General features: G+C 70.2%; 22 protein-coding genes and 2 pseudogenes. 17 read left to right on the top strand and 7 right to left on the bottom strand.

What is annotated here, in order from left to right:
- Nucleotides 1-75: 75 nt before the first annotated feature.
- The 3 genes and pseudogenes from ACFYM2_RS06590 to ACFYM2_RS06580 form a co-directional block, all read right to left on the bottom strand.
- Nucleotides 76-948: a helix-turn-helix domain-containing protein gene (locus ACFYM2_RS06590; protein ID WP_388833918.1), complete on the bottom strand. Its 873-nt coding sequence runs from the start codon at nt 946-948 to the stop codon at nt 76-78.
- Nucleotides 949-1,328: 380 nt separating this feature from the next.
- Nucleotides 1,329-1,460 (bottom strand): annotated as a pseudogene (locus ACFYM2_RS06585) (flavin reductase family protein); the annotation flags it as partial.
- 238 nt (nt 1,461-1,698) lie between these two features.
- Entirely contained in the window at nt 1,699-3,339 is a 1,641-nt protein-coding gene (locus tag ACFYM2_RS06580) for a cytochrome bc complex cytochrome b subunit (protein WP_388833915.1), read from the bottom strand.
- A gap of 1,168 nt (nt 3,340-4,507) precedes the next feature.
- On the opposite strand from ACFYM2_RS06580, the gene ACFYM2_RS06575 reads away from it, so the two are divergent.
- From ACFYM2_RS06575 to ACFYM2_RS06555, 5 genes are all read left to right on the top strand, one after another.
- Nucleotides 4,508-5,341: a M55 family metallopeptidase gene (locus tag ACFYM2_RS06575; RefSeq protein ID WP_358993789.1), complete on the top strand. Its 834-nt coding sequence runs from the start codon at nt 4,508-4,510 to the stop codon at nt 5,339-5,341.
- Nucleotides 5,334-6,665: a M20/M25/M40 family metallo-hydrolase gene (locus tag ACFYM2_RS06570; RefSeq protein ID WP_388833912.1), complete on the top strand. Its 1,332-nt coding sequence runs from the start codon at nt 5,334-5,336 to the stop codon at nt 6,663-6,665. The genes ACFYM2_RS06575 and ACFYM2_RS06570 overlap by 8 nt, the downstream gene beginning before the upstream one ends.
- Before the next feature lie 14 nt (nt 6,666-6,679).
- On the top strand, nt 6,680-8,659 hold the full coding sequence (locus ACFYM2_RS06565; protein WP_388833909.1) for a prolyl oligopeptidase family serine peptidase: 1,980 nt from the start codon (nt 6,680-6,682) through the stop codon (nt 8,657-8,659).
- Nucleotides 8,656-9,594: an LD-carboxypeptidase gene (locus ACFYM2_RS06560; protein WP_388833906.1), complete on the top strand. Its 939-nt coding sequence runs from the start codon at nt 8,656-8,658 to the stop codon at nt 9,592-9,594. Before ACFYM2_RS06565 ends, ACFYM2_RS06560 begins: the two co-directional genes overlap by 4 nt.
- Nucleotides 9,595-9,725: 131 nt before the next feature.
- Complete coding sequence (locus ACFYM2_RS06555) at nt 9,726-11,510, top strand: CocE/NonD family hydrolase (protein ID WP_388833903.1); 1,785 nt, start codon at nt 9,726-9,728, stop codon at nt 11,508-11,510.
- On the opposite strand, the gene ACFYM2_RS06550 is transcribed toward ACFYM2_RS06555, so the two are convergent.
- A complete protein-coding gene (locus tag ACFYM2_RS06550) occupies nt 11,491-12,594 on the bottom strand; it encodes an adenosine deaminase (protein WP_388833900.1) in 1,104 nt (367 codons plus the stop codon). The two genes, ACFYM2_RS06555 and ACFYM2_RS06550, sit on opposite strands and share 20 nt — an antisense overlap.
- A 44-nt stretch (nt 12,595-12,638) precedes the next feature.
- On the bottom strand, nt 12,639-13,370 hold the full coding sequence (locus tag ACFYM2_RS06545; protein ID WP_358993772.1) for a GntR family transcriptional regulator: 732 nt from the start codon (nt 13,368-13,370) through the stop codon (nt 12,639-12,641).
- A gap of 226 nt (nt 13,371-13,596) precedes the next feature.
- On the opposite strand from ACFYM2_RS06545, the gene ACFYM2_RS06540 reads away from it, so the two are divergent.
- The 3 genes from ACFYM2_RS06540 to ACFYM2_RS06530 are packed head-to-tail and all read left to right on the top strand — an operon-like array spanning nt 13,597 to nt 14,845.
- A complete protein-coding gene (locus ACFYM2_RS06540; RefSeq protein ID WP_388455775.1) occupies nt 13,597-13,839 on the top strand; it encodes a DUF1049 domain-containing protein in 243 nt (80 codons plus the stop codon).
- On the top strand, nt 13,836-14,249 hold the full coding sequence (locus tag ACFYM2_RS06535; RefSeq protein ID WP_388833897.1) for a hypothetical protein: 414 nt from the start codon (nt 13,836-13,838) through the stop codon (nt 14,247-14,249). Before ACFYM2_RS06540 ends, ACFYM2_RS06535 begins: the two co-directional genes overlap by 4 nt.
- Nucleotides 14,250-14,266: 17 nt before the next feature.
- The gene (locus tag ACFYM2_RS06530) at nt 14,267-14,845 is read left to right on the top strand and encodes a GNAT family N-acetyltransferase (RefSeq protein ID WP_358993763.1); all 579 of its coding nucleotides are present in this window, start codon (nt 14,267-14,269) and stop codon (nt 14,843-14,845) included.
- 15 nt (nt 14,846-14,860) lie between these two features.
- Here ACFYM2_RS06530 and ACFYM2_RS06525 read toward each other — a convergent pair whose 3' ends face one another.
- Nucleotides 14,861-15,202: a DUF6204 family protein gene (locus ACFYM2_RS06525; protein ID WP_388833894.1), complete on the bottom strand. Its 342-nt coding sequence runs from the start codon at nt 15,200-15,202 to the stop codon at nt 14,861-14,863.
- Nucleotides 15,203-15,610: 408 nt separating this feature from the next.
- Between ACFYM2_RS06525 and ACFYM2_RS06520 the strand changes: the two genes are divergently transcribed.
- The 4 genes from ACFYM2_RS06520 (at nt 15,611) to ACFYM2_RS06505 (ending at nt 19,179) form a co-directional block, all read left to right on the top strand.
- Nucleotides 15,611-17,578: a DUF5107 domain-containing protein gene (locus ACFYM2_RS06520; protein ID WP_388833891.1), complete on the top strand. Its 1,968-nt coding sequence runs from the start codon at nt 15,611-15,613 to the stop codon at nt 17,576-17,578.
- Nucleotides 17,579-17,655: 77 nt separating this feature from the next.
- Nucleotides 17,656-18,081 (top strand): hypothetical protein, encoded by a 426-nt coding sequence (locus ACFYM2_RS06515; protein WP_388833889.1) that lies wholly within the window; start codon nt 17,656-17,658, stop codon nt 18,079-18,081.
- The gene (locus ACFYM2_RS06510) at nt 18,063-18,644 is read left to right on the top strand and encodes a hypothetical protein (protein ID WP_388833887.1); all 582 of its coding nucleotides are present in this window, start codon (nt 18,063-18,065) and stop codon (nt 18,642-18,644) included. The genes ACFYM2_RS06515 and ACFYM2_RS06510 overlap by 19 nt, the downstream gene beginning before the upstream one ends.
- A gap of 46 nt (nt 18,645-18,690) precedes the next feature.
- On the top strand, nt 18,691-19,179 hold the full coding sequence (locus ACFYM2_RS06505; protein WP_388833885.1) for a DUF4265 domain-containing protein: 489 nt from the start codon (nt 18,691-18,693) through the stop codon (nt 19,177-19,179).
- Nucleotides 19,180-19,443: 264 nt separating this feature from the next.
- Here the strand turns inward: ACFYM2_RS06505 and ACFYM2_RS06500 are convergent, their stop codons facing one another.
- Complete coding sequence (locus tag ACFYM2_RS06500) at nt 19,444-20,022, bottom strand: TetR/AcrR family transcriptional regulator (RefSeq protein ID WP_388833881.1); 579 nt, start codon at nt 20,020-20,022, stop codon at nt 19,444-19,446.
- On the opposite strand from ACFYM2_RS06500, the pseudogene ACFYM2_RS06495 reads away from it, so the two are divergent.
- The 5 genes and pseudogenes from ACFYM2_RS06495 to ACFYM2_RS06475 all read left to right on the top strand — a co-directional run.
- Nucleotides 20,007-20,354, top strand: a pseudogene (locus ACFYM2_RS06495) (nuclear transport factor 2 family protein); the annotation flags it as partial. The gene ACFYM2_RS06500 and the pseudogene ACFYM2_RS06495 overlap by 16 nt on opposite strands.
- 127 nt (nt 20,355-20,481) lie before the next feature.
- Nucleotides 20,482-20,973 carry a hypothetical protein gene (locus ACFYM2_RS06490; protein WP_388833878.1) on the top strand — a complete coding sequence of 164 codons (492 nt, stop codon included), beginning with the start codon at nt 20,482-20,484 and terminating at the stop codon, nt 20,971-20,973.
- 101 nt (nt 20,974-21,074) lie between these two features.
- Nucleotides 21,075-21,425 (top strand): hypothetical protein, encoded by a 351-nt coding sequence (locus ACFYM2_RS06485; protein WP_358993742.1) that lies wholly within the window; start codon nt 21,075-21,077, stop codon nt 21,423-21,425.
- A gap of 517 nt (nt 21,426-21,942) precedes the next feature.
- Nucleotides 21,943-22,260 carry a transposase gene (locus ACFYM2_RS06480; RefSeq protein ID WP_388833874.1) on the top strand — a complete coding sequence of 106 codons (318 nt, stop codon included), beginning with the start codon at nt 21,943-21,945 and terminating at the stop codon, nt 22,258-22,260.
- A gap of 371 nt (nt 22,261-22,631) precedes the next feature.
- Complete coding sequence (locus ACFYM2_RS06475) at nt 22,632-23,111, top strand: hypothetical protein (RefSeq protein WP_358993737.1); 480 nt, start codon at nt 22,632-22,634, stop codon at nt 23,109-23,111.
- Nucleotides 23,112-23,286 lie beyond the last annotated feature (175 nt).

Raw genomic sequence — 23,286 nt, 5'->3', positions numbered from 1 at the left:
TGCCGCGCCCCGACGGTGCGCGTACGAGCCCGTCGGGATCGCTGAGCAGACCGAAAAACCGGGTGACGCCGCCGCTCAGTGATGGCTCACCACGTCGATGTAGGTCTTGGCGACGTCGGTGATGAACTCGCGGGTGCTCCCCGGATCGAGGGCCCGGGCCCGGAGGTGGTCGTACACCATGCCGAAGTGCCGCACGTCGGACTGCTTCTCCAGGTAGAGATCGCTGGTGAACCGCTCCAGGTACACCAGCCCCGCCTCCTGGCTGTCGGCGAACTGAAGGATGGAGAACTGTCCGGACAGACCCGGATGGGCGCCCTGGGCGTAGGGAAGGACCTGCACGGTGATGTGCGGCTCGGTGCCGAGCGCGTTCACGTGCTCCAGTTGTTCGCGCATGATGTCGGGACCGCCGACGACGCGGCGCAGGACCGATTCGTCAAGGACGATCCACACACGCAGCGGGCGGGCCGGGTCGTAGATCCGGTGCTGGCGGCGCAATCGCACCTTGAGGCGCGCGGCGGCCTGGTCGGGCGGGATCGGGGGGATCGTTTCCTCGATGACCGCGTGGGCGTAGGCAGGTGTCTGGAGCAGCCCTGGAATGGCCATGGGCTCGAAGGTCTGGAGGCAGACCGCGTCCGTCTCCAGGGCGATGTAGACACTCTGGGGGATGTCGCCGTAGGCGTGCCACCAGCCGTGCGCTCCCGATTCCCTGGCCATCTGCATGAGAGCGTCGACGGCCTGCTGGTCGGTCACTCGGTAGAGCGCGCACAGGTCGCGGACGTCGCGGGGGCTGATGGTGCGGTTGCCGTTCTCGAGATGGCTGATCTTCGGCTGGGAGACCATCAGGAGCTTCGCCACTTCAGTGCTCGTCAGCCCCCGTGCCTGACGGAGCCGGCGGAGTTCGGCTCCCAGGCGGCGTCTCCTGACGGTGGGGTTGGTGTTCGCCGCCACGAGCGGTGTACCTCCGGCTCCAAGTCTTCGGGCTCGCCCGCAGACTGCCATGTGGCACGTCCCGTCGACCGGTCGCCGTGCCGTCGTGTCGCTGAGCGGCTGAAGCGGAATCTGCCTTTGTAATGTGCCACACGGAAGGCACCGCCGGAGGGCTCGCGAAGGGCGCCGCCTCCTGAAAGGCCGTTCGCCGGTCTACCCGGTTGGCGCGGGGGAGCGCGACACCGCTTGGCCGCGGCTCACCGCGCGCGGCCGCACGGGCCACGGCTCGAAGGTGAACCGCGCCAACGCCGTCAGCAGGCTCGCCGCGCAATGTCGAGGCGACGGGCCAGTTCGTCGTCAATCTGGCGTCCGAACCGCTCATAACCCAGGTCAACACCACGTGGTGCGAGATTGGGGATCCCGTCGGACGACACCGTCGACACCCACGCGATGGGGCGGGGCACCACGGTCGCCGTGAGCAGCCGGTAGAACTCGGTCGAGGACATGGCGCCGGGATCGAAGTCGATACGCAGACCGCAAGTATCCACGGACCCGGGCGGCCCCGGGCGACCCCGGACGGCCCCGGTGAATCGGCGTGCGACGCTACCAACGCCCCCTTCATGCAAGGGCGTTGGGCCACCAGAACCTACGGAACAGTCGGTCCACGCAAGCACCGGCCGGCCGTCTCGAAGCGAAGCCACCCGGCCCCTTGTCGCCACCGGCGCCGCATCCCGTTCCCAAAGCCTGAGCACAGCTCACGGTGGCGTTCGATCAGTGATGGTCGCTGGTGGCGTGCTCTCTGTGATGGGCGGCGGTCGCCTTGGTGATCTGCCCATCGTCGCCGAAGTAGGACCTCGAGAGCCTGATACGCAGCTTCTCGCTCCACTTGATCTTGCGCTCGACGCCGTTTTCGTCCGTGGACGACGGCATGTCACGGGGAGCGTATTGGTCGTGCGCGGTCAGCGTGAACAACTGTTCCCGCGAAAGGGGCTCATGGAGCTCGACGAACTCGCCGTGCGTCAGACGCTTGATGAGGCCGGTCTCCCGGCCGTGTTCCACTTTTTCCTTGTCGCGGCGCTGAAGCCCGAGGCAGATCCTCTTGGTGACGACGAACGCCAGCACCGGCACCACGAAGAAGCCGATCCGGGCGAACCAGGTGATCACGTTGATCGAAAGGTGGAAGTGCGTGGCCAGCAAGTCGTTGCCGCCGCCAAGCAGCAGGAGCATGTACTCGGCGGTCCAGGCGGCCCCGAACGCCGTCCGCGTCGGGTTGTTCCGGGGTCGCTCCGTGATGTGGTGTTCGCGATGGTCGCCGGTGACCCAGGCCTCGAAAAACGGATACAGCCACAGCACCAGAAGGACGCACGGGAAGATGATCAACGGGATGAAGACACCGAGCTGAAGGGTGTGCCCCCAGAGATTGATTTCCCAGCCGGGCATGATGCGGATCAAACCCTCGGAATAACCCATGTACCAGTCCGGCTGGGCGTCGGTGGTCACCTGATCGGGCCGATAGGGCCCGTACGCCCAGATCGGGTTGATCTGGGCAATGGCGGCCATGGCGGAGATGACACCGAAGACGAGGAAGAAGAATCCGCCGGCTTTGGCCATGTAGACCGGCATCAGGGGCATTCCGACGACATTGTTGTTGTTCCTGCCGGGGCCCCAGCTGTGGGTGTGCTTGTGGTAGAAGACCAGCGCCAGGTGGGCCACGAGCAGACCCAGCATGATGCCCGGGATCAGCAGCACGTGGATCGTGTACAACCGCGCGATCAATTCCACGCCGGGGAACTCCCCGCCGAAGAAGAAGAAGGAAAGATACGTGCCGACGATCGGCACGGAGAGAATCGCGCCCTCCATGAAACGCACTCCGGTGCCGGAGAGCAGGTCGTCCGGGAGTGAGTAGCCCATGAAGCCGTCGAACATTCCGAGGATCAAAAGCCCGGCACCGAAGAGCCAGTTCACCTCTCGGGGCCTACGGAACGCGCCGGTGAAGAAGACGCGCATCATATGTACGAGCATGGATGCGATGAAGATGACAGCGGCCCAGTGATGGATTTGACGGAGCAGCAGGCCGCCACGCTGCTCGAAGCTGATGTCCATGGTCGACTTGAAGGCTTCACTCATACGGATGCCGCTCAACGGTACGTATGATCCGTCGTAAATGACTTCAGCCATGCTGGGCTTGAACCACAAGGTCAGATAGACACCAGTCAGAATGATGATGACGAAGGAGTAGAGAGCGACCTCTCCGAGCATATAAGACCAATGATCAGGAAAGATCTTCCTGAGGTTCGGCTTGGCCATCGCGAACAGGCCGACGCGGCCATCCGCCCACGTCGCGAGCTTTTCACCCTTGGATTCCGGCCCTGCACGATGACCGGAGGAAGGGGTGCGGTGCGCAGAGGTCATACGTCGTGCTCCCGAAGGTTGGGGCCGCCTGCTCAGGCGACCACGCCCCACTTCTGCCCTGCGGGCTGGGGCTGTGTTCCATCGCTTCTACAAGGTTGCTGCTGTGTGCTGGTCGCGCTGAAGGCAACGCCACTCCGAGACGGGGCGACCCCGCCGGTGTGGTTTATGGCAACGTATGACTGGTCGCGGAACCGATCTCCTCATGCGGTGCGGTGGGTATGTGTGCTCATCCTGACCGCGCTGAGCCACAGCAATAAATTGCCCGTTCCGCCAACGTAGCCCCATATTCCACCCGTTCGCACGAGAGTGGGACGCGTGGGCGGATTTTTTCACCCGGATGAGGCGGAAGAGTGGCGATATGAATGTCTTGCCGGTCGGGCCCTGGAGGGGGTTGCCGTTGGCCCATGCTGGTCAGGGTGAGTGATTCGGCGCTGGATCACCGGCGACGCCGTCAGGCCGGCTGGACGGGGACGGCCCAGAGGTTCACCAGATGCCTCGCAAGTGAAACATCCTCGATGAAGACCAACACCTGCACGTGCAACTGCGCTCGCACGCCTCTCCTGCGCCAATGCGGCGGGCTGGGGGCGACAGTGGACCGGATTCCGTGGCCTGCCAGGAACGCACGGACCTTTTCCGCGGTTTCAGTAGTAGCGACCCGTGCCACGGGCGCGAGCAGTCCATAGGGATAAGCACGCGCATGCCTTCTGGCCGCGAGGTGACGAAAAGCACGGACCCATCCACGTGTGCCCACGGCCTGAACACCTCCGGCTCGGCGGATCTTTCACGGCGTGGTTGCCGCGCCCCCAACGCGACAGATGCAACCACAAGTCGCAAAACGTCACCACGGTTTGAACCCCGGTGTCGGAGCCCCGGTGTGGTGGCGAAAGAACCCGGTGTTGACGAGCCACTTCGTGCGCCCACCCAGAGGGCGGCCAATTGGACGCAAGCCGTCGCACTGTGGGCAACGCCGATCAACGGCTGATCCCGCAACGCATTCCCCATAATCGGGGGCCGGCGCACGAAGCGCAGCCCGGCGATCCGGATTCCCAAGGCGCGCGGTCCGGATGCCATCCCTTTCCTGCGGCGTCCGGGACCCCGCAGGATTCCGTACATCCCCACATCCCGCCACCCCTGGCCAGCACATTCGGCGGCCGGTAGCGTCGTGCGCATGAAGATCCTGATCAGCGCCGACATGGAAGGCGCCACCGGAGTCACCTGGCCGGCCGATGTGCTGCCGGGTACGCCCCAGTGGGAGCGCTGCCGGCCGATGTTCACCTCCGACGTGAACGCGGCTGTGCTCGGATTCTTCGACGGCGGCGCCGACGACGTACTCATCAACGAAGCGCACTGGTCCATGCGCAACCTGCTGCTCGAACGCCTCGACGAGCGCGCCCAGATGCTCACCGGCAAGCACAAGTCGCTGTCCATGGTGGAGGGAATCCAGCACGGCGACGTGGACGCGATCGCCTTCGTGGGCTACCACACGGGCGCCGGCACGGCAGGCGTCCTCGCCCACACCTACCTCGCGAACTCCATCACCGGGGTGTGGCTCAATGGTGCCCGCGCAAGCGAGGGGCTGCTCAACGCCCATGTCGCCGCGGAGTACGGCGTGCCCGTGGTCCTGGTGACGGGCGACGACCTCACCTGCGCCGACGCCGAGGCGTACGCGCCCGACGCCCGCAAGGTCGCCGTCAAGGACCACGTCTCGCGGTACGCGGCGGTGTGCCGCACCCCCGCCCGCACCGCCCGTGACATCCGGGCCGCCGCCGAGGAGGCGACGCGGCTCGCCGGCAGAGCGGCCCCGGTGGACGGCGGCCCGTTCACCGTGGACATCGAGTTCGACGCCGAGCACTTGTCCGACGCGGCCACCGTGGTACCCGGTGTGGCGCGTACGGGTGAACGGCGCGTTTCTTACACCAGTTCGACGATGTATGAGGGAATCCGCACGTTCAAGGCGGTCACCACGATCGTCTCGTCCGCGGTGGAGGAGCAGTATGGCTGAGGTGGAGACGGCCGATCAGGTGGCGCTCGACGAGGTGGTGGCCTTCACCTCCGGGCTGATCCGGATCGACACCAGCAACCGGGGCGGCGGCGACTGCCGAGAGCGCCCCGCCGCCGAGTACGTGGCCGAACGGCTGGCCGACGCCGGCCTCGCGCCCCGCGTGCTGGAGCGCACCGAGGGGCGTACGAACGTGGTCGCCCGGATCGAGGGCAGCGACCCCTGCGCCGACGCCCTGCTCGTCCACGGCCACCTCGACGTGGTGCCCGCCGAGCCCGCCGACTGGCAGGTGCACCCCTTCTCCGGCGAGGTCCGCGACGGGATGGTGTGGGGCCGGGGCGCGGTCGACATGAAGAACATGGACGCGATGGTCCTCGCCGTCGTACGGTCCTGGGCCCGGCACGGGGTGCGGCCGCGGCGCGACATCGTCCTCGCCTTCACCGCCGACGAGGAGGACAGCGCCATCGACGGCGCGTCCTTCCTCACCGACCACCACCCGGAGCTGTTCGAGGGCTGCACCGAGGGCATCAGCGAATCGGGCGGCGTCACCTTCCACGCCGGACCAGGCATGGAGATCTATCCGATCGGCGCGGGGGAGCGGGGCACCGCCTGGCTGCGGCTCACCGCGCGCGGCCGCACGGGCCACGGCTCGAAGGTGAACCGCGCCAATGCCGTCAGCAGGCTCGCCGCCGCCATTGCCCGCATCGACGCCCACGAGTGGCCGGTCCGCCTCACGCCGACCGTCCGCGCGAGCCTGGTCGCGCTCGCCGCCCTGCACGGCATCGACGCCGACCCGGCCGCCGACGACTTCGACGCCGACGAACTGCTCGGCAAGCTCGGCCCCGCCGCCGCCCTGGTCGCACCGGTCCTGCGCAACAGCGCCAACCCGACGATGCTGGACGCCGGTTACAAGGTCAACGTCATCCCGGGGATCGCCACCGGATACGTCGACGGGCGCACCGTACCCGGCGGTGAGGACGCCTTCGAGACCACCATGGACGAGCTGACAGGACCCGAGGTCGACTGGGACTTCTACCACCGGGGTGTGCCGCTGGAGGCGCCCGTCGACGCGCCGACGTACCGCAAACTGCGGGCCGCCATCGAGCGGTTCGCGCCGGAGGGCCACGTCGTGCCGTACTGCATGTCGGGCGGTACCGACGCCAAGCAGTTCTCGCGCCTGGGCATCACCGGCTACGGTTTCGCGCCGCTGCGGATGCCGCCCGGCCTCGACTACCAGGCGCTGTTCCACGGCGTCGACGAACGAGTGCCCGTGGACGCCCTGCACTTCGGCGTCCGCGTTCTCGACCACTACCTGCGGTCCGCATAGGGGAGTTGCACACGATGGTGCCCACCGGGGCTTATGGAAGCTGGCCCTCGCCGATCGACGCCGCCACCGCGGTCGCCCGCGACGGGCACCCCGACCACGTGGGGATGGTCGGTGACGAGCTGTGGTGGACGCTGGCGCGCCCCACCGAGGGCGGCCGGTCCGCGCTGGTGCGCCGGCGACCCGACGGCGAGAGCGAGGTGGCGCTGCCCGAGCCGTGGAACGTGCGCAGCCGCCTCATGGAGTACGGCGGTACGCCCTGGCACGGCGCGGCCCGGGCCGGCGAGGGCTCCCTGATCGTGTTCGTGCACTTCGCCGACCAGCGGCTCTACGCCTACGAGCCCGACACCGGCGCCCCGCCGCGCCCGCTGACCCCGCTCTGTCCTGTCGGCTCCGGGCTGCGCTGGGCCGATCCCCGGATCGACGTGGAGCGCGGCGAAGTGTGGTGCGTCCTGGAGGAGTTCACCGGCGACGCGCCCACCGACGTACGCCGGGTGATCGCGGCCGTGCCGCTGGACGGGTCGGCGGCCCAAGCGCGCTCGCTTGTAAGGGAGTTGAGTGACGGACGCCACCGCTTTGTCACCGGCCCCCGGCTCTCGCCCGACGGCGGCCGCGCCGTCTGGATCGCCTGGGACCACCCGAGGATGCCATGGGACGGCACCGAGCTGATCCTCGCCGACATCGGTGAGGACGGCCTCATGCACGGTGCGCGCGCCGTCGCCGGAGGCCCGGACGAGTCCATCGCGCAGGCCGAGTGGTCCGCCGAGGGGCAGCTCCTGTTCAGCTCCGACCGCTCGGGCTGGTGGAACCTGTACGCCATGGACCCCGATCAGGGGACGACGACGGCGCTGTGCCCGCGCGAGGAGGAGTTCGCCGGGCCGCTGTGGCAGATCGGGCGGCGCTGGTTCCAGCCCCTGGACAACGGCCTGATCGCCGTCGTGCACGGCAAGGGCGCCACCGCGCTCGGCATACTCGATCCACGCGGCGGCGACCTCGTCGACGCGGTGGGGCCCTGGCAGCAGTGGGGCGCGACGCTCACCGCACACGGCAGCCGTGTCGTCGGGGTCGCCGCGAGTTCGCGGACCGGCGCCGAACTCGTCGAGCTGGACACCGCCACCGGCCGCGCCCGCGTGATCGGCCGCGGCCACGCCGACACCGTGGATCCCGCCTACTACCCCGAGCCGGTGATCCGCACCTTCGCCGGCCCCGGCGGCCGTGACGTCCACGCGCACGTCTACCCGCCGCGCCACCCCGACCGCACGGGCCCCGAAGGCGAACGGCCGCCCTATGTGATCTGGGTGCACGGCGGCCCCACCTCAAGCTTCTCCCTCGTACTCGACCTGGAGGCCGCCTACTTCACCTCGCGCGGCATCGGCGTCGTCAAGGTCGACTACGGCGGCTCCACCGGCTACGGACGCGCCTACCGCAACCGGCTGCGCGAGCAGTGGGGCGTCGTCGACGTCGAGGACTGCGCCGCGGTGGCCCGCGCCCTGGCCGAGGAGGGCGCGGCCGATCCCCGCCGCATCGCGATCCGGGGCGGCAGCGCGGGCGGCTGGACCGCGGCCGCCTCCCTCGCCACCACCGACGTGTACGCGTGCGCCACCATCAGCTATCCCGTCCTGGACCTCGCCGGCTGGCTCGGCGTCACCCACGACTTCGAATCGCGCTACCTGGACACCTTGATCGGCCCCTATGCCGACGTGCCGGGCCGCTATCTCGAACGCTCGCCCGGCCGCAAGGCGGACCGCGTCACCGCGCCGTTCCTGCTGCTCCAAGGCCTGGACGACGCGATCTGCCCGCCCGTGCAGTGTGAGGAGTTCCTGGAGAAAATGGCCGGACGCGGCATCGGGCACGCCTATCTCACCTTCGAGGGCGAGGGCCACGGCTTCCGCCGCTCCGAGACCATGATCCGCGCGATCGAAGCCGAACTCTCCCTGTACACCCAGGTGTTCGCGATCGACCGTCACGACATCCCGGTCCTGGAGCTCACCATATGAGCGCCGCCACCGCGCTCACCCGGCCGCCCCGGCTGCGCCCGGGCGCCAGGATCGCCGTGGTCGCCCCCAGCGGCCCGGTGGTCGAACAGCGGCTGTGGGCCGGGCTCGACGTGCTGCGCGGCTGGGGACTCGATCCCGTCGCCACCTCCCAAGTGACCGAACGGGAACCGGAGTTCAGATATCTGGCGGGCGACGACGAGAAGCGGGCGCGCGACTTCCAGGACGCCTGGTGCGACCCCCGCGTCGAGGCGGTGATGTGCGCGCGCGGTGGCTACGGCGCCCAGCGCATGATCGACCTCCTCGACTGGGACGCGCTGCGCGCCGCAGGCCCCAAGGTGTTCATCGGCTACAGCGACGCGACCGTGCTGCACGAGGCATTCGCCGCCCGGCTCGGCCTGTCCACCCTGTACGGACCGATGGCCTCCACGCTCTCCTTCCTCACCGACACGGCCACCCAGGAGTCCCTGCGCACCACCTTGTTCGAGCCGGAGGCCGCCCTGACGCTCGGCCTGCCGGGCGCCGGCGCCCTGGTGCCGGGCAGGGCCCGCGGCGTCACGTTCGGCGGCTGTCTGTCCCTGCTCGCCGCGGACCTCGCCACCCCCGGAGCCCGCCCGCCGGCCGAGGGCGGGCTGCTCCTGCTCGAAGACATCGGCGAGCAGGACTACCGCCTGGACCGCACGCTGACCCAACTCCTGCGCGCGGGACGCCTGGAGGGCGTCACCGGCATCGCGCTGGGCTCCTGGCGGGAGTGCGGACCCTACGAGGAGCGCGTCCGTCCGGTGCTGCGCGAACGCCTGGGCCGCCTGGGCGTGCCCATCGCCGAGAACGTCGGCTTCGGGCACCGCGACAACGCCCTGACGATGCCGCTCGGGGTGACGGCCGTCCTGGACGCGGACCGGGGCACCCTCACCCTGGAGGCACCCGCACTCGCATGACCGGATCCGGCCCGAACTCCCGTACCGGGCAAGAACCTTGCGTCCCGGGCGTTGACGCACGAGTTTGACGTGTCCGAGCATGAGGGCGCCGGGCCTACCGATCGGTAGGGCCGCTCGCCGTGGAGGACACCGTGACCCGTCGCTTGGCCGTGCCCAGAAACCGCAAGCCCCTGGCGGCCGTCCTCGGCGCGGCGCTCGCCGTGCCGCTGCTCGCGACCACCCCCGCCACGGCGAGCGGCGCGGCGGCAGGTCAAGTCACCGTCACCGCACTGAAGTTCACGGTCGGCACGGTCGGCGGTACCTGCGCCGTCGACGCCGACCTCTACCGCCCCGCCGGCGTCGACAAGGCTCACCCGGCGCCCGCCGTGCTCACCACCAACGGCTTCGGCGGCAGCAAGTCCGACGGCTCCACCACCGCCACCGCCAAGGCGTTCGCCGCCCGTGGCTATGTGACCCTCGCCTACTCCGGGCTCGGCTTCGGCAAGTCGGGCTGCCCCATCTCCCTGGACGCCCCGGCGATCGACGGCCGCGCCGCGTCCGGCCTCATCGACTTCCTCGCCGGTACCCGCGCCGCCGACGACGGCACCCGTATCGACTTCGTCGCCAAGGACCGCCCGGGCGACCCCCGCGTCGGCATGATCGGCGGCTCCTACGGCGGCGCGGTCCAACTGGCGACGGCCGCCGTCGACCACCGCGTCGACGCGCTCGTCCCCATGATCACCTGGCACGACCTGTCGTACGCGCTCGACCCCAACAACGTCGCCGACCGCAAGGTGCCCGGCGCCTTCAAATGGCAGTGGACCAACGGCTTCTACCTCATGGGGGAGCGCCTGCCCATCACGGCGCCCAACCTGGACCCGTCCCGCTGGGGCACGCTCGGCTGCACGCACTTCGTCCCCGACGCCTGCCAGACCATCGGCCTGCTCAACTCCGGCAGCTACCCCGCCGCCCCCACCGCCGCCATGCTGCGCTACGCCCGCGGCGTCTCCCCGGTCACCTACCTCGACCGGGTCGAGGCGCCCACGCTGCTCATCCAGGGCCAGAGCGACACCCTGTTCAACCTCAACGAGGCGACGGCGACGTACAACACGCTGAAGGACAACGGCACCCCCACCAAGATGATCTGGCAGTCCTGGGGCCACAGCGGCGGCCATGTGCCCGGTGAACTCGACCTGACGCAGGGCAACTTGGAGACCAGCTACACCGGACGGCGGGTCCTGTCCTGGTTCGACCGCTACCTGCGCGAGCGCGAGCACACCGACACCGGCCCCGCGTTCGCCTACTACCGCGACTGGCGGAGCGGCTACGGCGAGGCGTCCAGGGTGCCGCCCCTGTCGCAGAAGGTGTACCTCTCCGGCGACGGCAAACTCGTCGACAACCGCGCGAAGGTGGCGCGCGGCAGCCGTACGTACACCAACTCCCTTGTCCCGACCAGCCATTCGGAGAGCTCGCTGGCCGGCACGGTCGGCCTGCCCGACCCCGCGCCCTACGACACGCCCGGCACCTACCTCGGCTGGGACACCGCCCCGCTGGCGGCGCCCGTGGACGTGGTCGGCTCGGCGAAGGCCACCCTGAAGGTCTCCTCACCGGAGGCGAGAAGGACACAGAAGTCCAAGGACGCCGCCGACAAGCTGGTCCTGTTCGCCAAGCTGTACGACGTGGCGCCCGACGGCACCAAGACGCTGGTGCGCCGTCTGATCGCCCCTGTGCGGGTGCCCGACGTCAGCAAACCCTTCACCGTCGCCCTGCCCGGCATCGCCCACCGCTACGAGGCCGGGCACCGCCTGGAGTTCGCGATCGCCGCGAGTGACGACGCCTACCTCGGCAACAAGGGCGTCAAGCCGGTGACCGTCGTGAGCGCCCCCGGCGACACGGGGACGCTCCAACTGCCCATCGTCAGCGGGCGGTTGAACTGAGAGCCGCGTAACCGGGACGCACGATCTCCTCGATGATGCGACGGCGCTCGGGCAGCGGCAGGAACGCCGCGTCGACGGCGGCGACGGTGAACTCCTCGAAGACCTCCGGGCCATAACCGAAGGCGTCCGCCATGTGCTGGAACTCCTCGCTCATGGTCGTGCCGGACACCAGGCGGTTGTCGGTGTTGAGGGTCACCGTGAAACCGAGCCGGCGCAGCTCGTCGATGGGGTGCTTCTCATACGAAACAGCCGCGCCCGTCTGGAGGTTGGAGGTCGGGCAGACCTCCAGGGGAATCCGGTTGTCCCGCACGTACGCGGCCAGGTGGCCGAGGGTGCCGTCGGCGGCGATGTCGTCGGTGATCCGCACGCCGTGACCGATGCGCTCGGCGCCGCACACCTGGACCGCCTCGTGCACCGACTCCGCGCCCACGGCCTCACCGGCGTGGATGGTGATGTGGCAGTTGGCGCGCTTGAGGTGCTGGAAGGCCGGCAGGTGCGCGGCCGGCGGGTTGCCGATCTCGCCGCCCGCGATGTCGAAGCCCGCCACGCCGCGGTCGCGGTGCGCGACGGTGAGCTCGGCTATCTCCAGGGAGCGCCGGGTGTGCCGCATGCCGGTGAGCAGCGCCCGCACCGTGATCTTCCCACCGGTGCGGCGCTCGCCCTCGCGCAGGCCCTCATTGACGGCGTCCACGACCTCGTCGAGGGTGAGGCCCCCTTCCAGGTGCTGCTCGGGCGCGTAGCGCACCTCCGCGTAGACGACTCCGTCGGCGGCCAGGTCCTCGGCGCACTCGGCGGCGACGCGGCGCAGCGCGTCGCGGGTCTGCATCACCGCGCAGGTGTGCGCGAACGTCTCCAGGTAGCGCTCCAGGGAGCCGGAGTCGGCGGCGTCACGGAACCAGAGCGCGAGTTCGGCCGGGTCCTCGGTGGGCAGCGCGGTGTAGCCGCACGCGTGGGCCAGCTCGACGATGGTGGCGGGGCGCAGGCCGCCGTCGAGGTGATCGTGGAGGACGGCCTTGGGGGCGCGGCGGATCCACTCGGCGGGGACGGCCGAGAAGGTGGCGGCGGAGTTGTCTGACAAGTGCATGAGGCGGGAGTGTACAGCGTGCCAAAGCGCCACCCGGTCGGCGCCTAGAGCGACTGGAGGACCGTGAGCGCAGGGGCCCCGGTCGGCAGCATGTGCTTGGCGGCCATCACCGGGACGCCGTCGACCCGCACGACCTGGGTCACCAGCACCGCGGGGGTGTCCGCCGGCCGGCCCAGCTGCTCACCCCTGCGCCGCCCGAGCAGGGTCGCGCTGATCTGGCTCACCGCGCCCAGGCGCACCCCGCGCGATGAGGCGGCGAGCACGGTGAGCATCGAGGACGCGGGCTCGGCCGCCAGAGCCTGTCCGAACGCGGGGTGCAGCCGCGCGAGGACGTCCTCGGGGGCCGCCCACTCATGGCTGAGCGCCACCGCCAGATCCGCCCCGACCAGCACGGACTCCCAAAAACGCAGCTCGGCCCCGGCGGGCGCGAGCAGATGCTGGGCCGTGAAGTCGGTCGGCTCCTCCCGGCTGCGCAGCAGCGCAGACACCCTCACCGGACCCAGCAGGTCCTCCAGCGGCCCCAGCTGCTCGAAGCCCCGCCGGGGCGGCCGGTCGTTGACGGTGCGGCCGACCCCGCGCCGCACCGAAAGCAGCCCGTCCTCCTGGAGCAGCAGCAGCGCCTCGCGCAGGGCGGGCCGGCTCACCCCGAGCTCACCCGCGAGCCTGGGCTCCGACGGCAGCGTGGACCCCGGGGGATAGGTGCCGTCGTGGATGGCGTCCGCGATCCGCTCGTACAGCGCCACGACCGGCCTGAGCCGCTGCCCGCTCCCTGCCATGAACTCCACCCCTCGATGTGCCGGAAGGCCAGCATGCCCGGCCCCTACTTGTCTGACAAGACGGGCCCGCAGCCGTCCGTCCCGGGTGCCGCGCACCCGTGAGTCGCCCAGAGGTCCCGCTCACCCGTACGGCTCGCTCCACCGCACTCCCGCGCGGCGCATCCGTCACGCTGGGCGCTACGGAGCTGACGGCGCACCACGTGCGGCCGAACGGAAGGGCCGGGTCATGAGCCCAAGGGGCGAGTCCAGCGGTACGGGTGGCAGGGCGGGCGGTGTCGTGACGCCGGGCAGGGTCGCGGTCCTGATCCTCGGCGTCCTGGCGCTCGTCTTCATCTTCGAGAACACCCGGCACGTCAAGATCAGGCTGCTGATCCCCGAGGTCACCATGCCGCTCTACCTCGCCCTGCTCGCCGTGTTCGTGGTGGGCCTGTGCTGCGGCTACTTCCTCAGGAGGCGGGGACGCCGATGAGCGTAAGCGCAGGGGCAGGGGCAGGGGCAGGGGCGGGGGTGGGGATCCGGGTACGGGCGCGTACGCGGATGCGGGCGCGCGCCGCGACGGTGACGGCCGGCGTCGTCCTCGCGACGGCCCTCACGACGGGCGCCGCCCTCGCCGAGGACGCGGGGACACCCGAGCGCCCCGCACGCATGCCGGCGTTCGTCGGCCAGGGCCTGCTCCAGATCTTCAACAAACTCGACGCGAGAACGAAACTGGACGTGGAGGACATCGGCGGCGGGCACCGCGCCGTGCTGTGGCCGTTCAACTGGAAGGTGTGCCGCCAGAGCCCCGTTCCGGGCGCGCCGCTCGCCGCCCACACCCGCGTCAGCGTAGGCGTGGTCAAGAAGACCGAGAACTGCCCTTCGGGCGCCGCCCGTTCGTAGATCAGTAACCTGATCCGATGCGAACCGAGTCCGGCTTTCTCGCCGAAGGCCCCCGCGTGGGCATACGCGCCCTCACCCGCGAAGACGCGGCGGAGTTCACCGCGCTGGCGGCGGCGAGCCGGGCCCTGCACGCCCCCTGGCTCTTCCCGCCCGCCGACCCCGAGGCATACGCCACCTACGCGGGTCGGCTCATCGACGATCCGTCCCGCCACGGCTTTCTGGTGTGTGAGCGGGACAGTGGCCGCATCGCCGGATTCATCAACATCAACAATGTGGTGGAAGGCGCCTTCCAGTCCGGCGCGCTCGGCTACGGCGCCTTCGCCCCGGCGGCCGGGCGCGGCCTGATGAGCGAGGGCCTGGCCCTCGTCCTGCGCCACGCGTTCACCAGGCTCGGGCTGCACCGCCTTGAGGCGAACATCCAGCCCCGCAACGAGAGTTCAGTCAACCTGGTCCGCCGCGCCGGCTTCCGTCTGGAGGGCTATTCGCCGGACTTCCTCTTCATCGACGGCGCCTGGCGCGACCACGAACGCTGGGCGATCACGAAGGAGATGACGCGGTGGGACGCGGAGCCGGCGCCCGCCGCGGGCCCCCGATGACGCCTGCCCCGTCCGCTAGCGCCGTCCGCCCTTGTAGTTGATCTTCATGGTGTCGAGGTCCGTCACCGTCGAGCGCAGATCGCGGAACCCGTGGCCGAGCGCCGACAGCGCGGACTCCGCCCTGTCCTCGGCGATCGCGGCGGCCATCTCCTCGCCGTCGGCGGCGTCGGAGACGACGGTGAAACGCCACGAGAAGTGCTTCAGGGCGCGGTCGTAGGCGAGCGAGCCCTCAGGCGTGAACGCCATCGCGGTCAGCCCGTGCTCGTCGGCCTCGGCCAGCAGCAGCGCCCGCGAGTCCGCACTCAGTCCGTCCCACACGCCGCGCACGATCACCCGGTAGGTGTGCTGCTCGCCCATGTCCCGCTGTCCTTTCCCACTGCCCGTACCGCACGCGCCCTATGGCCGTACGGCACGCGCCGTCTGCCCGTGGGGCTGATCCTCGCCCAGGGGAGCGGAACGTGTCGATCGATATACGCCGCACGACGCGCGTAGTCCGGGCCGCGCACGCCGTGCGGACCGCGCGCGCCGTGCGGCCTCCCGGGCGTGCGACCCTCCCCGCCGTGCGGGTCGGAGCAGGGCGGGGGCAGGCCAGGGCAGGGCGGTGCGGGGTGGATCGGCGCAGGCCAGGTCCGTGCAGGTCAGGGCGGCTTTGCGCAATCCTGACCCGGGGTGCCCCTGGCCGTTGTCAGTGGCGCGGTGTTCCATGGTCATCGGGGGGTCGGCCGAAAATGGCGCCGAAGCCCCGTACGAGGGAGTGAGGTTGCCTTGGCCACGACCGTGCGACGAGCCGTACTGACCCTGCCCGGCGCCCCGTTGGGCCAGGCCAACCCCCTGCCCGCGCTGCGCCCGCGCGACGAGGCGCACCGGCTCGACGTGCGGGCACTCGACGGGCTGCCCCGCGACATGGCCCGCCAGATCGGATACGAGCCGCTGGAGACGTTGCTGCCGGTGCGGATCCTCGATGGATACGGGCGCGAGCGGACTCCGGTCGACCTGGAGACGATCGTCATCGAGAACGATCATCTGCGCGCCACCGTCCTGCCAGGCCTCGGCGGCCGCGTGCACTCCCTGTTCCACAAGCCGGCCAACCGTGAACTCCTGTACGCCAACCCGGTGTTCCAGCCCGCCGACTTCGCCCTGAACGGCGCGTGGTTCTCCGGCGGCATCGAGTGGAACATCGGCGCCACCGGCCACACCACCCTCTCCTGCGCCCCCCTGCACGCGGCCCTCGTCCCCGCGCCCGACGGCGGGCTGATGGTGCGCCTGTGGGAGTGGGAGCGGCTGCGCGACCTCCCCTTCCAGGTCGACCTCTGGCTCCCCGACGACAGCGACTTCCTGTACGTGGGCGTCCGCGTCCGCAACCCGCACGAGCGGACCGCGCCCGTCTACTGGTGGTCGAACATCGCGGTCGAGGAGGGCGAACGCACCCGTGTGCTCGCCCCCGCCGACGAGGCCTGGCACTTCGGATACGAGCACGCGCTGCGCCGGGTGCCCGTGCCCGTCTGGGACGGTGTGGACCGCACCTATCCGCTGCGCGGCGAACACCCCGCCGACTACTTCTACGAGGTCCCCGACGGCGCCCGCCGCTGGATCGCCTCACTCGACGCCGACGGCCACGGTCTCGTCCAGACCTCCACGGACACCCTGCGCGGCCGCAAGCTGTTCCTGTGGGGCTCGGGCCGGGGCGGGCGCCGCTGGCAGGAATGGCTGACCGAGCCCGGCACCGCCGGATACGCCGAGATCCAGGCCGGCCTGTCCCGCACGCAGTTGGAGCATGTGCCGCTGGAGGCAGGCGCCGAGTTCTCCTGGCTCGAGGCGTACGGTCCGCTGAGCGCCGACGCGGCGCTGGTGCACGGCGAGGACTGGGCGGCCGCACGCGCCGAGACCGAGGGCCAACTGGAGCGGGCGCTGCCGCGAGCCACCGTGGAGCGGGCCTACGCCGCCTGGCGCCCGTTCGCCGACGCCGAGCCCGGCGAAAGCCTGGCCACCGGATCGGGCTGGGGCGCCCTGGAAGTCCTGCGTACGGGAGTGAAACTGCCCGGCACCCCCTTTCCGGATCTGACGCTCACTCAAGAACAGCTGCCATGGCTGGGGTTGCTGCGCACCGGGGTGTTCCCCGAACCGCGCAAGGTCGCCCCGGCCGGCCCCACCCTCGTCGCCCCGCACTGGCGCGACATGCTGGAGACGGCGCCCGCCGACCCGCTCACCGAATACCACCTCGGCATCGCCCAATGGCACGCGGGAGACCGGGCCCAGGCGGTGCGCAGCTGGGAGCGAGGCCTCACCCTCGCCCCCTCCCGCTGGCCCCTGCTGCGCTGCCTCGCGGTCGCCGACCAGTCCATGGGGCACCCGAGCCGCGCCGCCGACCGCTACGCGGACGCCTACGACGACTTCTGCCAGGAGCGCAGGGACGGCGAGCCGTGGACGGCGGCCGACGCCGCACTCGGCCGCGAGGCGATGGAAGCACTGCTCGCGGTGGACCGCCCCGCCGACGCCCGCGCCATCTGGGACCGGCTTCGCCCCGCCGTGCGCGAACGCGGCAGGTTCCGCCTCCTGGAGGCCCAACTCCTCCTGGCGGAGGGCCATCCGGAGGCCGCCCGGGCCCTTTTCGACGCGGGCTTCGACGTGCCCGACCTGCGCGAGGGCGCCGAGACCCTGAACGACCTGTGGTCCCGCCTGACCGACGACCCGCTCCCCGACCGCTACCAGTACCGAATGCGCCCCGAGGAGTAGCCCCGACCCGACGGGTTGGAGTGCGCCGTTGCCAAAACGGCTCCGGGGGGGAGCCGATGGGGGGAGGAGCACATCTCGTGGGGGAACAACTCGACGCTGCCGTGAAGCAGGCCACACCGTGCCCGCGCTGCGCGGCCGACATCCCGTACGACGAGCGCTTCACCAAGTGGTGCACCGCCTGCGACTGGAACGTGGACCAGAGCGACGAGGAGCCGCCCCTGAGCCGGTTCGAGGCGGCGCGGCGCCGCCTGGCCCCGCGCCACGGCGAACAACTGCACAGGCAACTGCTCGACGGCGGCCCCGGCGCCACCACGACGACGGACCGCTCCCACGTCCTCGCCCGCGCCGTGGCCCTCGCCGTGCACGCGGTCACCGCCGTCCTGGCCGTCGGCGGCGCCCTGCTCGTCGTACTCGGCCGGCCCCGCTACCTTCTCTGCGCCTTCGGCGCCATCCTGTCCACGGCCGCCGTCGCCCCCTGGCCGAGGTGGCCGTCGACGTCCTGATCCTCGGACCCCGCTGGGCCGTTCGCGGCCTCGCCCTGCTCCTGGACGGGCTCACCTTGCGCGGTGCGCAGCGCGGCGAATACCTCGCCGACCGGGTCGCGGCACGGGTCGGCTCGTCCGAAGTGGCCGCCGCCCTGGTGGACCGGCTGCTCATCGGCGCTTCCGTCACTGGAGCACTGCACACGGAGTCCGTCCGCGCGCGGACGAAGACCGGCGTCGCCGGGCCGGGGGCCACGGCCGATGACCTGTGGGAGCGGATCGCCGAGCGCGCCGCCACTGTCCCCGAGCGCGAATACGAGCGGCTTCGCCGCCTCGCGGCGCCGCATGGCCACAGCGTCGACTCCACCCACCCGCCCACGCATCCGCGCCGCCACCTGATCACCGCCGGGTCACCGCAGACGGCGGCGGTCGTCGTCGACGCACAGCGCTCCGCCGCCATCGCCACCGAACTGGCCCCGCCCCGCACCACCGCGGCCCGCGCGGTCCTCAACGGCGCGACGGTTCAGGGCCCGCCGCTCAGCTTGTCTTTCAACCTCAGCACGCGCGCGCGAAGCTACGGTTGATCGCCCGGCTCAGACCCGATGCCGGGGCCGTGTTGCCGGTCGGCACATGATGACCTGCATGGAGAGCGCGCTCGTGAAGATCAAGGTCTGGTTCCGGTTTGTACCTCGTGAGGGGTGGTTCCCGCAGGACACCGAGGGGTTGTGGGCGACGAGGCTCAGTGATGACACGGTCAGGGTGCAGAACGTCCCCTTTCTTCAGGACGGGGTGGCCGAAGGCGATGTGGTGCGGTACCGGACCGACTCCGACGGGCTCCACTGGGCCACCGGGCGGGTCAGTGCTTCCGGCAACTGCACGATCCGTGTGGTGCCCGTGCCCGCCGGTCCTCTGGGACGGAGTCCGCAGGCGGTGCATCAGCGCCTTTCGGCGTTCGATCTCGGAGGCGAGGTCTTCAGCGAGGACTTCCCCATGGTTGCCTTCACGGCGCCGGCCGGCGCGGACTTCGCCGGGATCAAAGCCCTTCTGTCGGAAGGCCAAGAGGAAGGCTGGTGGCACTACGAAGTGGGGAGTGGCACCGACGAGTGGTGGAACGCCTGAGCCCGTCTCCCGGCCTCCGGTCTCGACCATCGAGTCGCAGAGGTCCGAGCTGTGCGACGCGTCGCTTTGCGAGAACGGTTCGGTGGCCCAGCTGGTCGACCAAACACGGCTGGCCGAACAGCGGCGTGGGCACGACGCGTTGAGGGACGCGCTCAACCAGATCTCCGCCGCCCCTGGGAGACGCCTGCCGAACCCGCCAGGCCCAGTCCGCCCACTTGGCGTGCAGAACCAACGGCTCGCCACCCGGTGCGACGTAGCCACAACTCAAGCCCGGGGCTCTGTGAGAAGCCCCGCTACGAGCCCGCGGACGTACGCCTCATCCGTACCGGGGATCGAGAAGACCACCCGGAAGTAGAGCGGCGCGACGATCCGATCCAGAATCTGCTCCAGAGACGGGGGCGGAGGCGCGTCGCCGCGCTCCCGGGCCGCGTCGAGAACGGGACTGAAGCGCGCGCTGACCCGGCGCAGACACTCCCGCAGTCCTGCGTGCCGCTCGTCGATGTCGGGCGCGACCTCGGCACGGAAGAACGCGATGCCGCCGGGCCGGGCGAGCTCCGTCAGCGTCCAGGCCGCCTGACGCTCCAGGTCGGTGCGCAGGTCGCCGACGAGCGGGGGCGCGCCGGCATCATCGCGGTGCTCGGCGACGTCGGCCATGAGCGCGGCGAGCGTACCCCAACGCCGGTAGAGCGTACTGGAGTTGACCCCGGCGCGCTTGGCCACGGCGGGGAGGGTCACCTGGTCGGCGCCGCGCTCGCCCACCAGCGCGACCACGGCGCTGTGTACGTCGGCACGGACGCGGCTACTGCGGCCGCCGGGCCGCTTCGTCGATGCGTCAGCGTTCACCCCACCACTCTAAAGCAAAGGCTTGCGCCTTAGTGGGCCTGTGCCTACAGTCGGCACCGAAAGCTAAAGCGGAGATCGCCGCTTTAGTGTTCTTCGAAGGGAGTGCCATGACCACCCACGAAGCCGCCCTCGCCCTCGGACGCACCTTCCACCAGGCCCTCGTCTCAGGCGACTTGGAGGGCATCCGGGCCCTGCTGCACGACGACGCCACCTGGACCCTGCCCGGCGACAACACCATCTCCGGCACAGTGAAAGGCGCCGACGCCGTGGTGGAGCGCGCTCAGCGGATCGCGTCGTACGGCCTCGACTTCGAGCTGCTGCACGTTCTGGTCAGCAGGGAGAACATCCACAACAAGTCAACTCGCCGGCACCCGTGCGGGTTACGCGATCTGGCGCGCCGTCCCCGCACGAGGCCTACGATGCCCTCGGGAGTACCACCGCCCGCGCCGGGAGGCCGCCGTGACCGACCAGACCCACCGTCCGGACTACCCGCCCAAAACCCCGCCACCGCCGAAGCGCCCCGTCGAGCCGCCCCGCCCCGAAGCGGACACGACGGTCGCGACGAGGCCCCGCATGCGGGCCGCCATCGGCAATCGGCGGGCAGCGAACTGGGCCCTGGAAAACGCCCCCTGGACGCCGGCCAAAGCGGGCCGTCACGTCCTCGGACAGCTTGACGCATGGCGCTATCGGCCCGTCCCCGCTCTCGCCGACCGGCTCACTCAGGTCACCGAGCTGCTGACCCGCACCGCCCTCGCCGACGGCGGACGCCGCGTCAGTCTCCACCTCGCCGACCAGGACCAGCAGGCCCTCGTCATGGTCCTCTCCCACGCCCCCGGCGCTGACGTCACCAGCGAGGAACTGCTTCGGGACGTGGCGGAGCTCGGGGCGAGCAGTTGCGGCGCTGACACCGCCACCGACGGACGCCGCCTCTGGGCCGTCATCGACCTGTGAGTGATCGGCGGGCCCGGCGGCTCCGAGGTCACGAAACGGCAACAGCCCCACGCCGGAAGGGGAGCGGGCGGAGAGATAGCCCCCTCGACCCAGGGGGATCCATGAAGCACACCCGCACCGTCACCGTTGTCCTCGTCGCAGCGGCGAGCCTGATCCTGGCCGGATGCTCCAGCGGGCCGCCCAAGGCCGACGGTCGGCCTGCCACCGCCTGCGAAAACAAGACCTGGCCGCAGAAGATCCCCGCCGTCGTTGGCAAACCCCTCACCGACGCCGTCGACGGCCCCTTGCTCTGCTTCAACATCACCAGAGCGACCGCCCCCGACGGACGTGACGCCCTCCAGGACAGCACCACCGACGCCACCCAGTGGATCATCAACAGCGTCACGCCCGCCGCTGGCACCCGCGTCACCGAACACCAGGCAGTCACACTGGCAGTCGCCCCCGACAACTGACGGAGCCACCGCCATGGACGCCATCGATCTGGGCTTCGAAACGACGATCACCCCAAGGCGCGTGGAAACCCACACGACCCTGGGCTGGGTAGCCGCCATCACCGGCCTCGACGACACCTACGAGTACCGACGGACCTTCCTTGGTCGGGTCACGCCTGAAGACCGCGACACCCCGCCCCGAGGATGGAACGCCTGGCGCATTCCGGGTCCCGGGCTCTACGAATACCGACACCTCGGCAACTGCCAGCTTACCGGCTTCTTCGTCGTGGGCGTGACCGCACCCTCAGTCGCGCCGCACCAGCGAGGCCGACCTCCATCGGCCTGGGAGAAGAGGGCCGAGCCCCGCCCAGCTCGCCCCGGACCGCGTCCGCCCGGGGGACACCAACCTGCGCCCACGCCTGCGCAGTCCGGCCCGAGCGCCCAAGCCGCCAACTCCCGCTTCAATAGCGCCGCTTGGCGCGAAGGGCCGGCGACCCCTCAGCCCTTATGACGTGAGCAGAGAGACCAGACGGCCTGAGTGAACGCAACCCTGTACCCGAGCGACTTGTCGGACGAGCAGTGGGCTCTGGTCCAGCCGAGATCACTTCGTGGAAGGACCGGCATCGCTCGGTCAGCGGCCACCAGGGTGAACGCGATCCTCTACCAGGGCCGGACCAGCTGCCAGCAGGCCTGGGCCCACCTCCCGCACGACCTGCTCCAGAAGAGCGCGACGTACAACTACTTGGCCGTCTGGCGGGAGAACGGGGCCGACCAGGTCATCCACGAACTCTTGCGCTGCCAGGTCCGTGAAGGGGCGCGCCAATTAGTGTTGAAGACGCCAGGGATGCGGGGCTAGAGGGTCAGGCCCTCGATGCGACCGGACCGCTACGGGCCCGGGGCGCCTGCGGAGCGCTCGACCACGGACTGCTTACGCAGAGCATCGAGGGCACGGAGGCCAAGCTGAAACGTCGGGTAGACCTCGACATCCTCACCGAGGCCGGTACCGGCAGCTTTACCAGAAAACAGTAGCCGCCAAGCACCTCGGCCAGCAGGGCCCATGTGCGCTCCCACTTCACATTCCCACGCGTACAGCCAGCGCCTGAGTCACATCCCGGGACGACTTCTTGATCAAGTTGTTGCCCGTGCCGGCAGCGCCGGGACGTATCGTTGCGGCCTCCGCTCTGCCTCGAACGAGACCAGCAGAGCATCACCTGGGGAGTAGCCGCCGTGACTTCTGCCGTGCCCGTCGACGGGCGCTTTGACTTCGACTTCATCTTCGGCCGCTGGCAGGTGCGCAACCGCAAGCTGGTGGACGTCACCGACCCCGGCTGCGAGGAGTGGATCGAATTCGATGCCACGGCGTCGGCGGAGCCGATTCTCGACGGCCTCGGGCACATCGACCGGATCTTCACCGATTCCTTCGAGGGGTTCACGCTGCGCCAGTTCGACCCGGAGGCCGGGGTGTGGCGGATTTGGTGGGCCTCCAGTGGCCGACCGGGACACCTGGACCCGTACGTGGAGGGCTCATTCACCGATGGCATCGGCCGGTTCTACTGCGACGACGTCCTCGGCGGACACGAGGTCAAGGTCCGCTTTCAGTGGACCACTCATGACCCGGGGGCCCCGCGCTGGGAGCAGGCGTTCTCTTACGACGGCGGGACCACCTGGCACACCAACTGGATCATGGATCTCACCCGGACCGCATAGGCAACTCTGCACAGCAAGTAGCCGTTGGCGGCCAGTTGACTCCTCGCTAACCGGCCCCCGTCAACGGGGAAGTCGAACTGGCCGCTGACAGACCCACACCAGCCTCACCGGGAAACGGTCATCACTTCACGAACTGCCCTCTGAGAGCAGCACTGAACTCGATCCGCTTAAAGCA

Source organism: Streptomyces sp. NPDC006711 (genome assembly GCF_042869775.1).
Classification (GTDB): Bacteria; Actinomycetota; Actinomycetes; order Streptomycetales; family Streptomycetaceae; genus Streptomyces.
The sequence above is the reverse complement of the archived record's forward strand: the minus strand, read 5'-3'. Positions and strand labels throughout refer to the sequence as shown.

Excerpts from the sequence above, each read along its gene's own strand:
- ACFYM2_RS06580 (WP_388833915.1), bottom strand. The coding sequence starts at position 3,339 with ATGACCTCTGCGCACCGCACCCCTTCCTCCGGTCATCGTGCAGGGCCG.
- ACFYM2_RS06575 (WP_358993789.1), top strand. The coding sequence starts at position 4,508 with ATGAAGATCCTGATCAGCGCCGACATGGAAGGCGCCACCGGAGTCACC.
- ACFYM2_RS06570 (WP_388833912.1), top strand. The coding sequence starts at position 5,334 with ATGGCTGAGGTGGAGACGGCCGATCAGGTGGCGCTCGACGAGGTGGTG.
- ACFYM2_RS06565 (WP_388833909.1), top strand. The coding sequence starts at position 6,680 with ATGGTGCCCACCGGGGCTTATGGAAGCTGGCCCTCGCCGATCGACGCC.
- ACFYM2_RS06560 (WP_388833906.1), top strand. The coding sequence starts at position 8,656 with ATGAGCGCCGCCACCGCGCTCACCCGGCCGCCCCGGCTGCGCCCGGGC.
- ACFYM2_RS06550 (WP_388833900.1), bottom strand. The coding sequence starts at position 12,594 with ATGCACTTGTCAGACAACTCCGCCGCCACCTTCTCGGCCGTCCCCGCC.
- ACFYM2_RS06545 (WP_358993772.1), bottom strand. The coding sequence starts at position 13,370 with ATGGCAGGGAGCGGGCAGCGGCTCAGGCCGGTCGTGGCGCTGTACGAG.
- ACFYM2_RS06540 (WP_388455775.1), top strand. The coding sequence starts at position 13,597 with ATGAGCCCAAGGGGCGAGTCCAGCGGTACGGGTGGCAGGGCGGGCGGT.
- ACFYM2_RS06535 (WP_388833897.1), top strand. The coding sequence starts at position 13,836 with ATGAGCGTAAGCGCAGGGGCAGGGGCAGGGGCAGGGGCGGGGGTGGGG.
- ACFYM2_RS06530 (WP_358993763.1), top strand. The coding sequence starts at position 14,267 with ATGCGAACCGAGTCCGGCTTTCTCGCCGAAGGCCCCCGCGTGGGCATA.
- ACFYM2_RS06525 (WP_388833894.1), bottom strand. The coding sequence starts at position 15,202 with ATGGGCGAGCAGCACACCTACCGGGTGATCGTGCGCGGCGTGTGGGAC.
- ACFYM2_RS06505 (WP_388833885.1), top strand. The coding sequence starts at position 18,691 with ATGATGACCTGCATGGAGAGCGCGCTCGTGAAGATCAAGGTCTGGTTC.
- ACFYM2_RS06485 (WP_358993742.1), top strand. The coding sequence starts at position 21,075 with ATGAAGCACACCCGCACCGTCACCGTTGTCCTCGTCGCAGCGGCGAGC.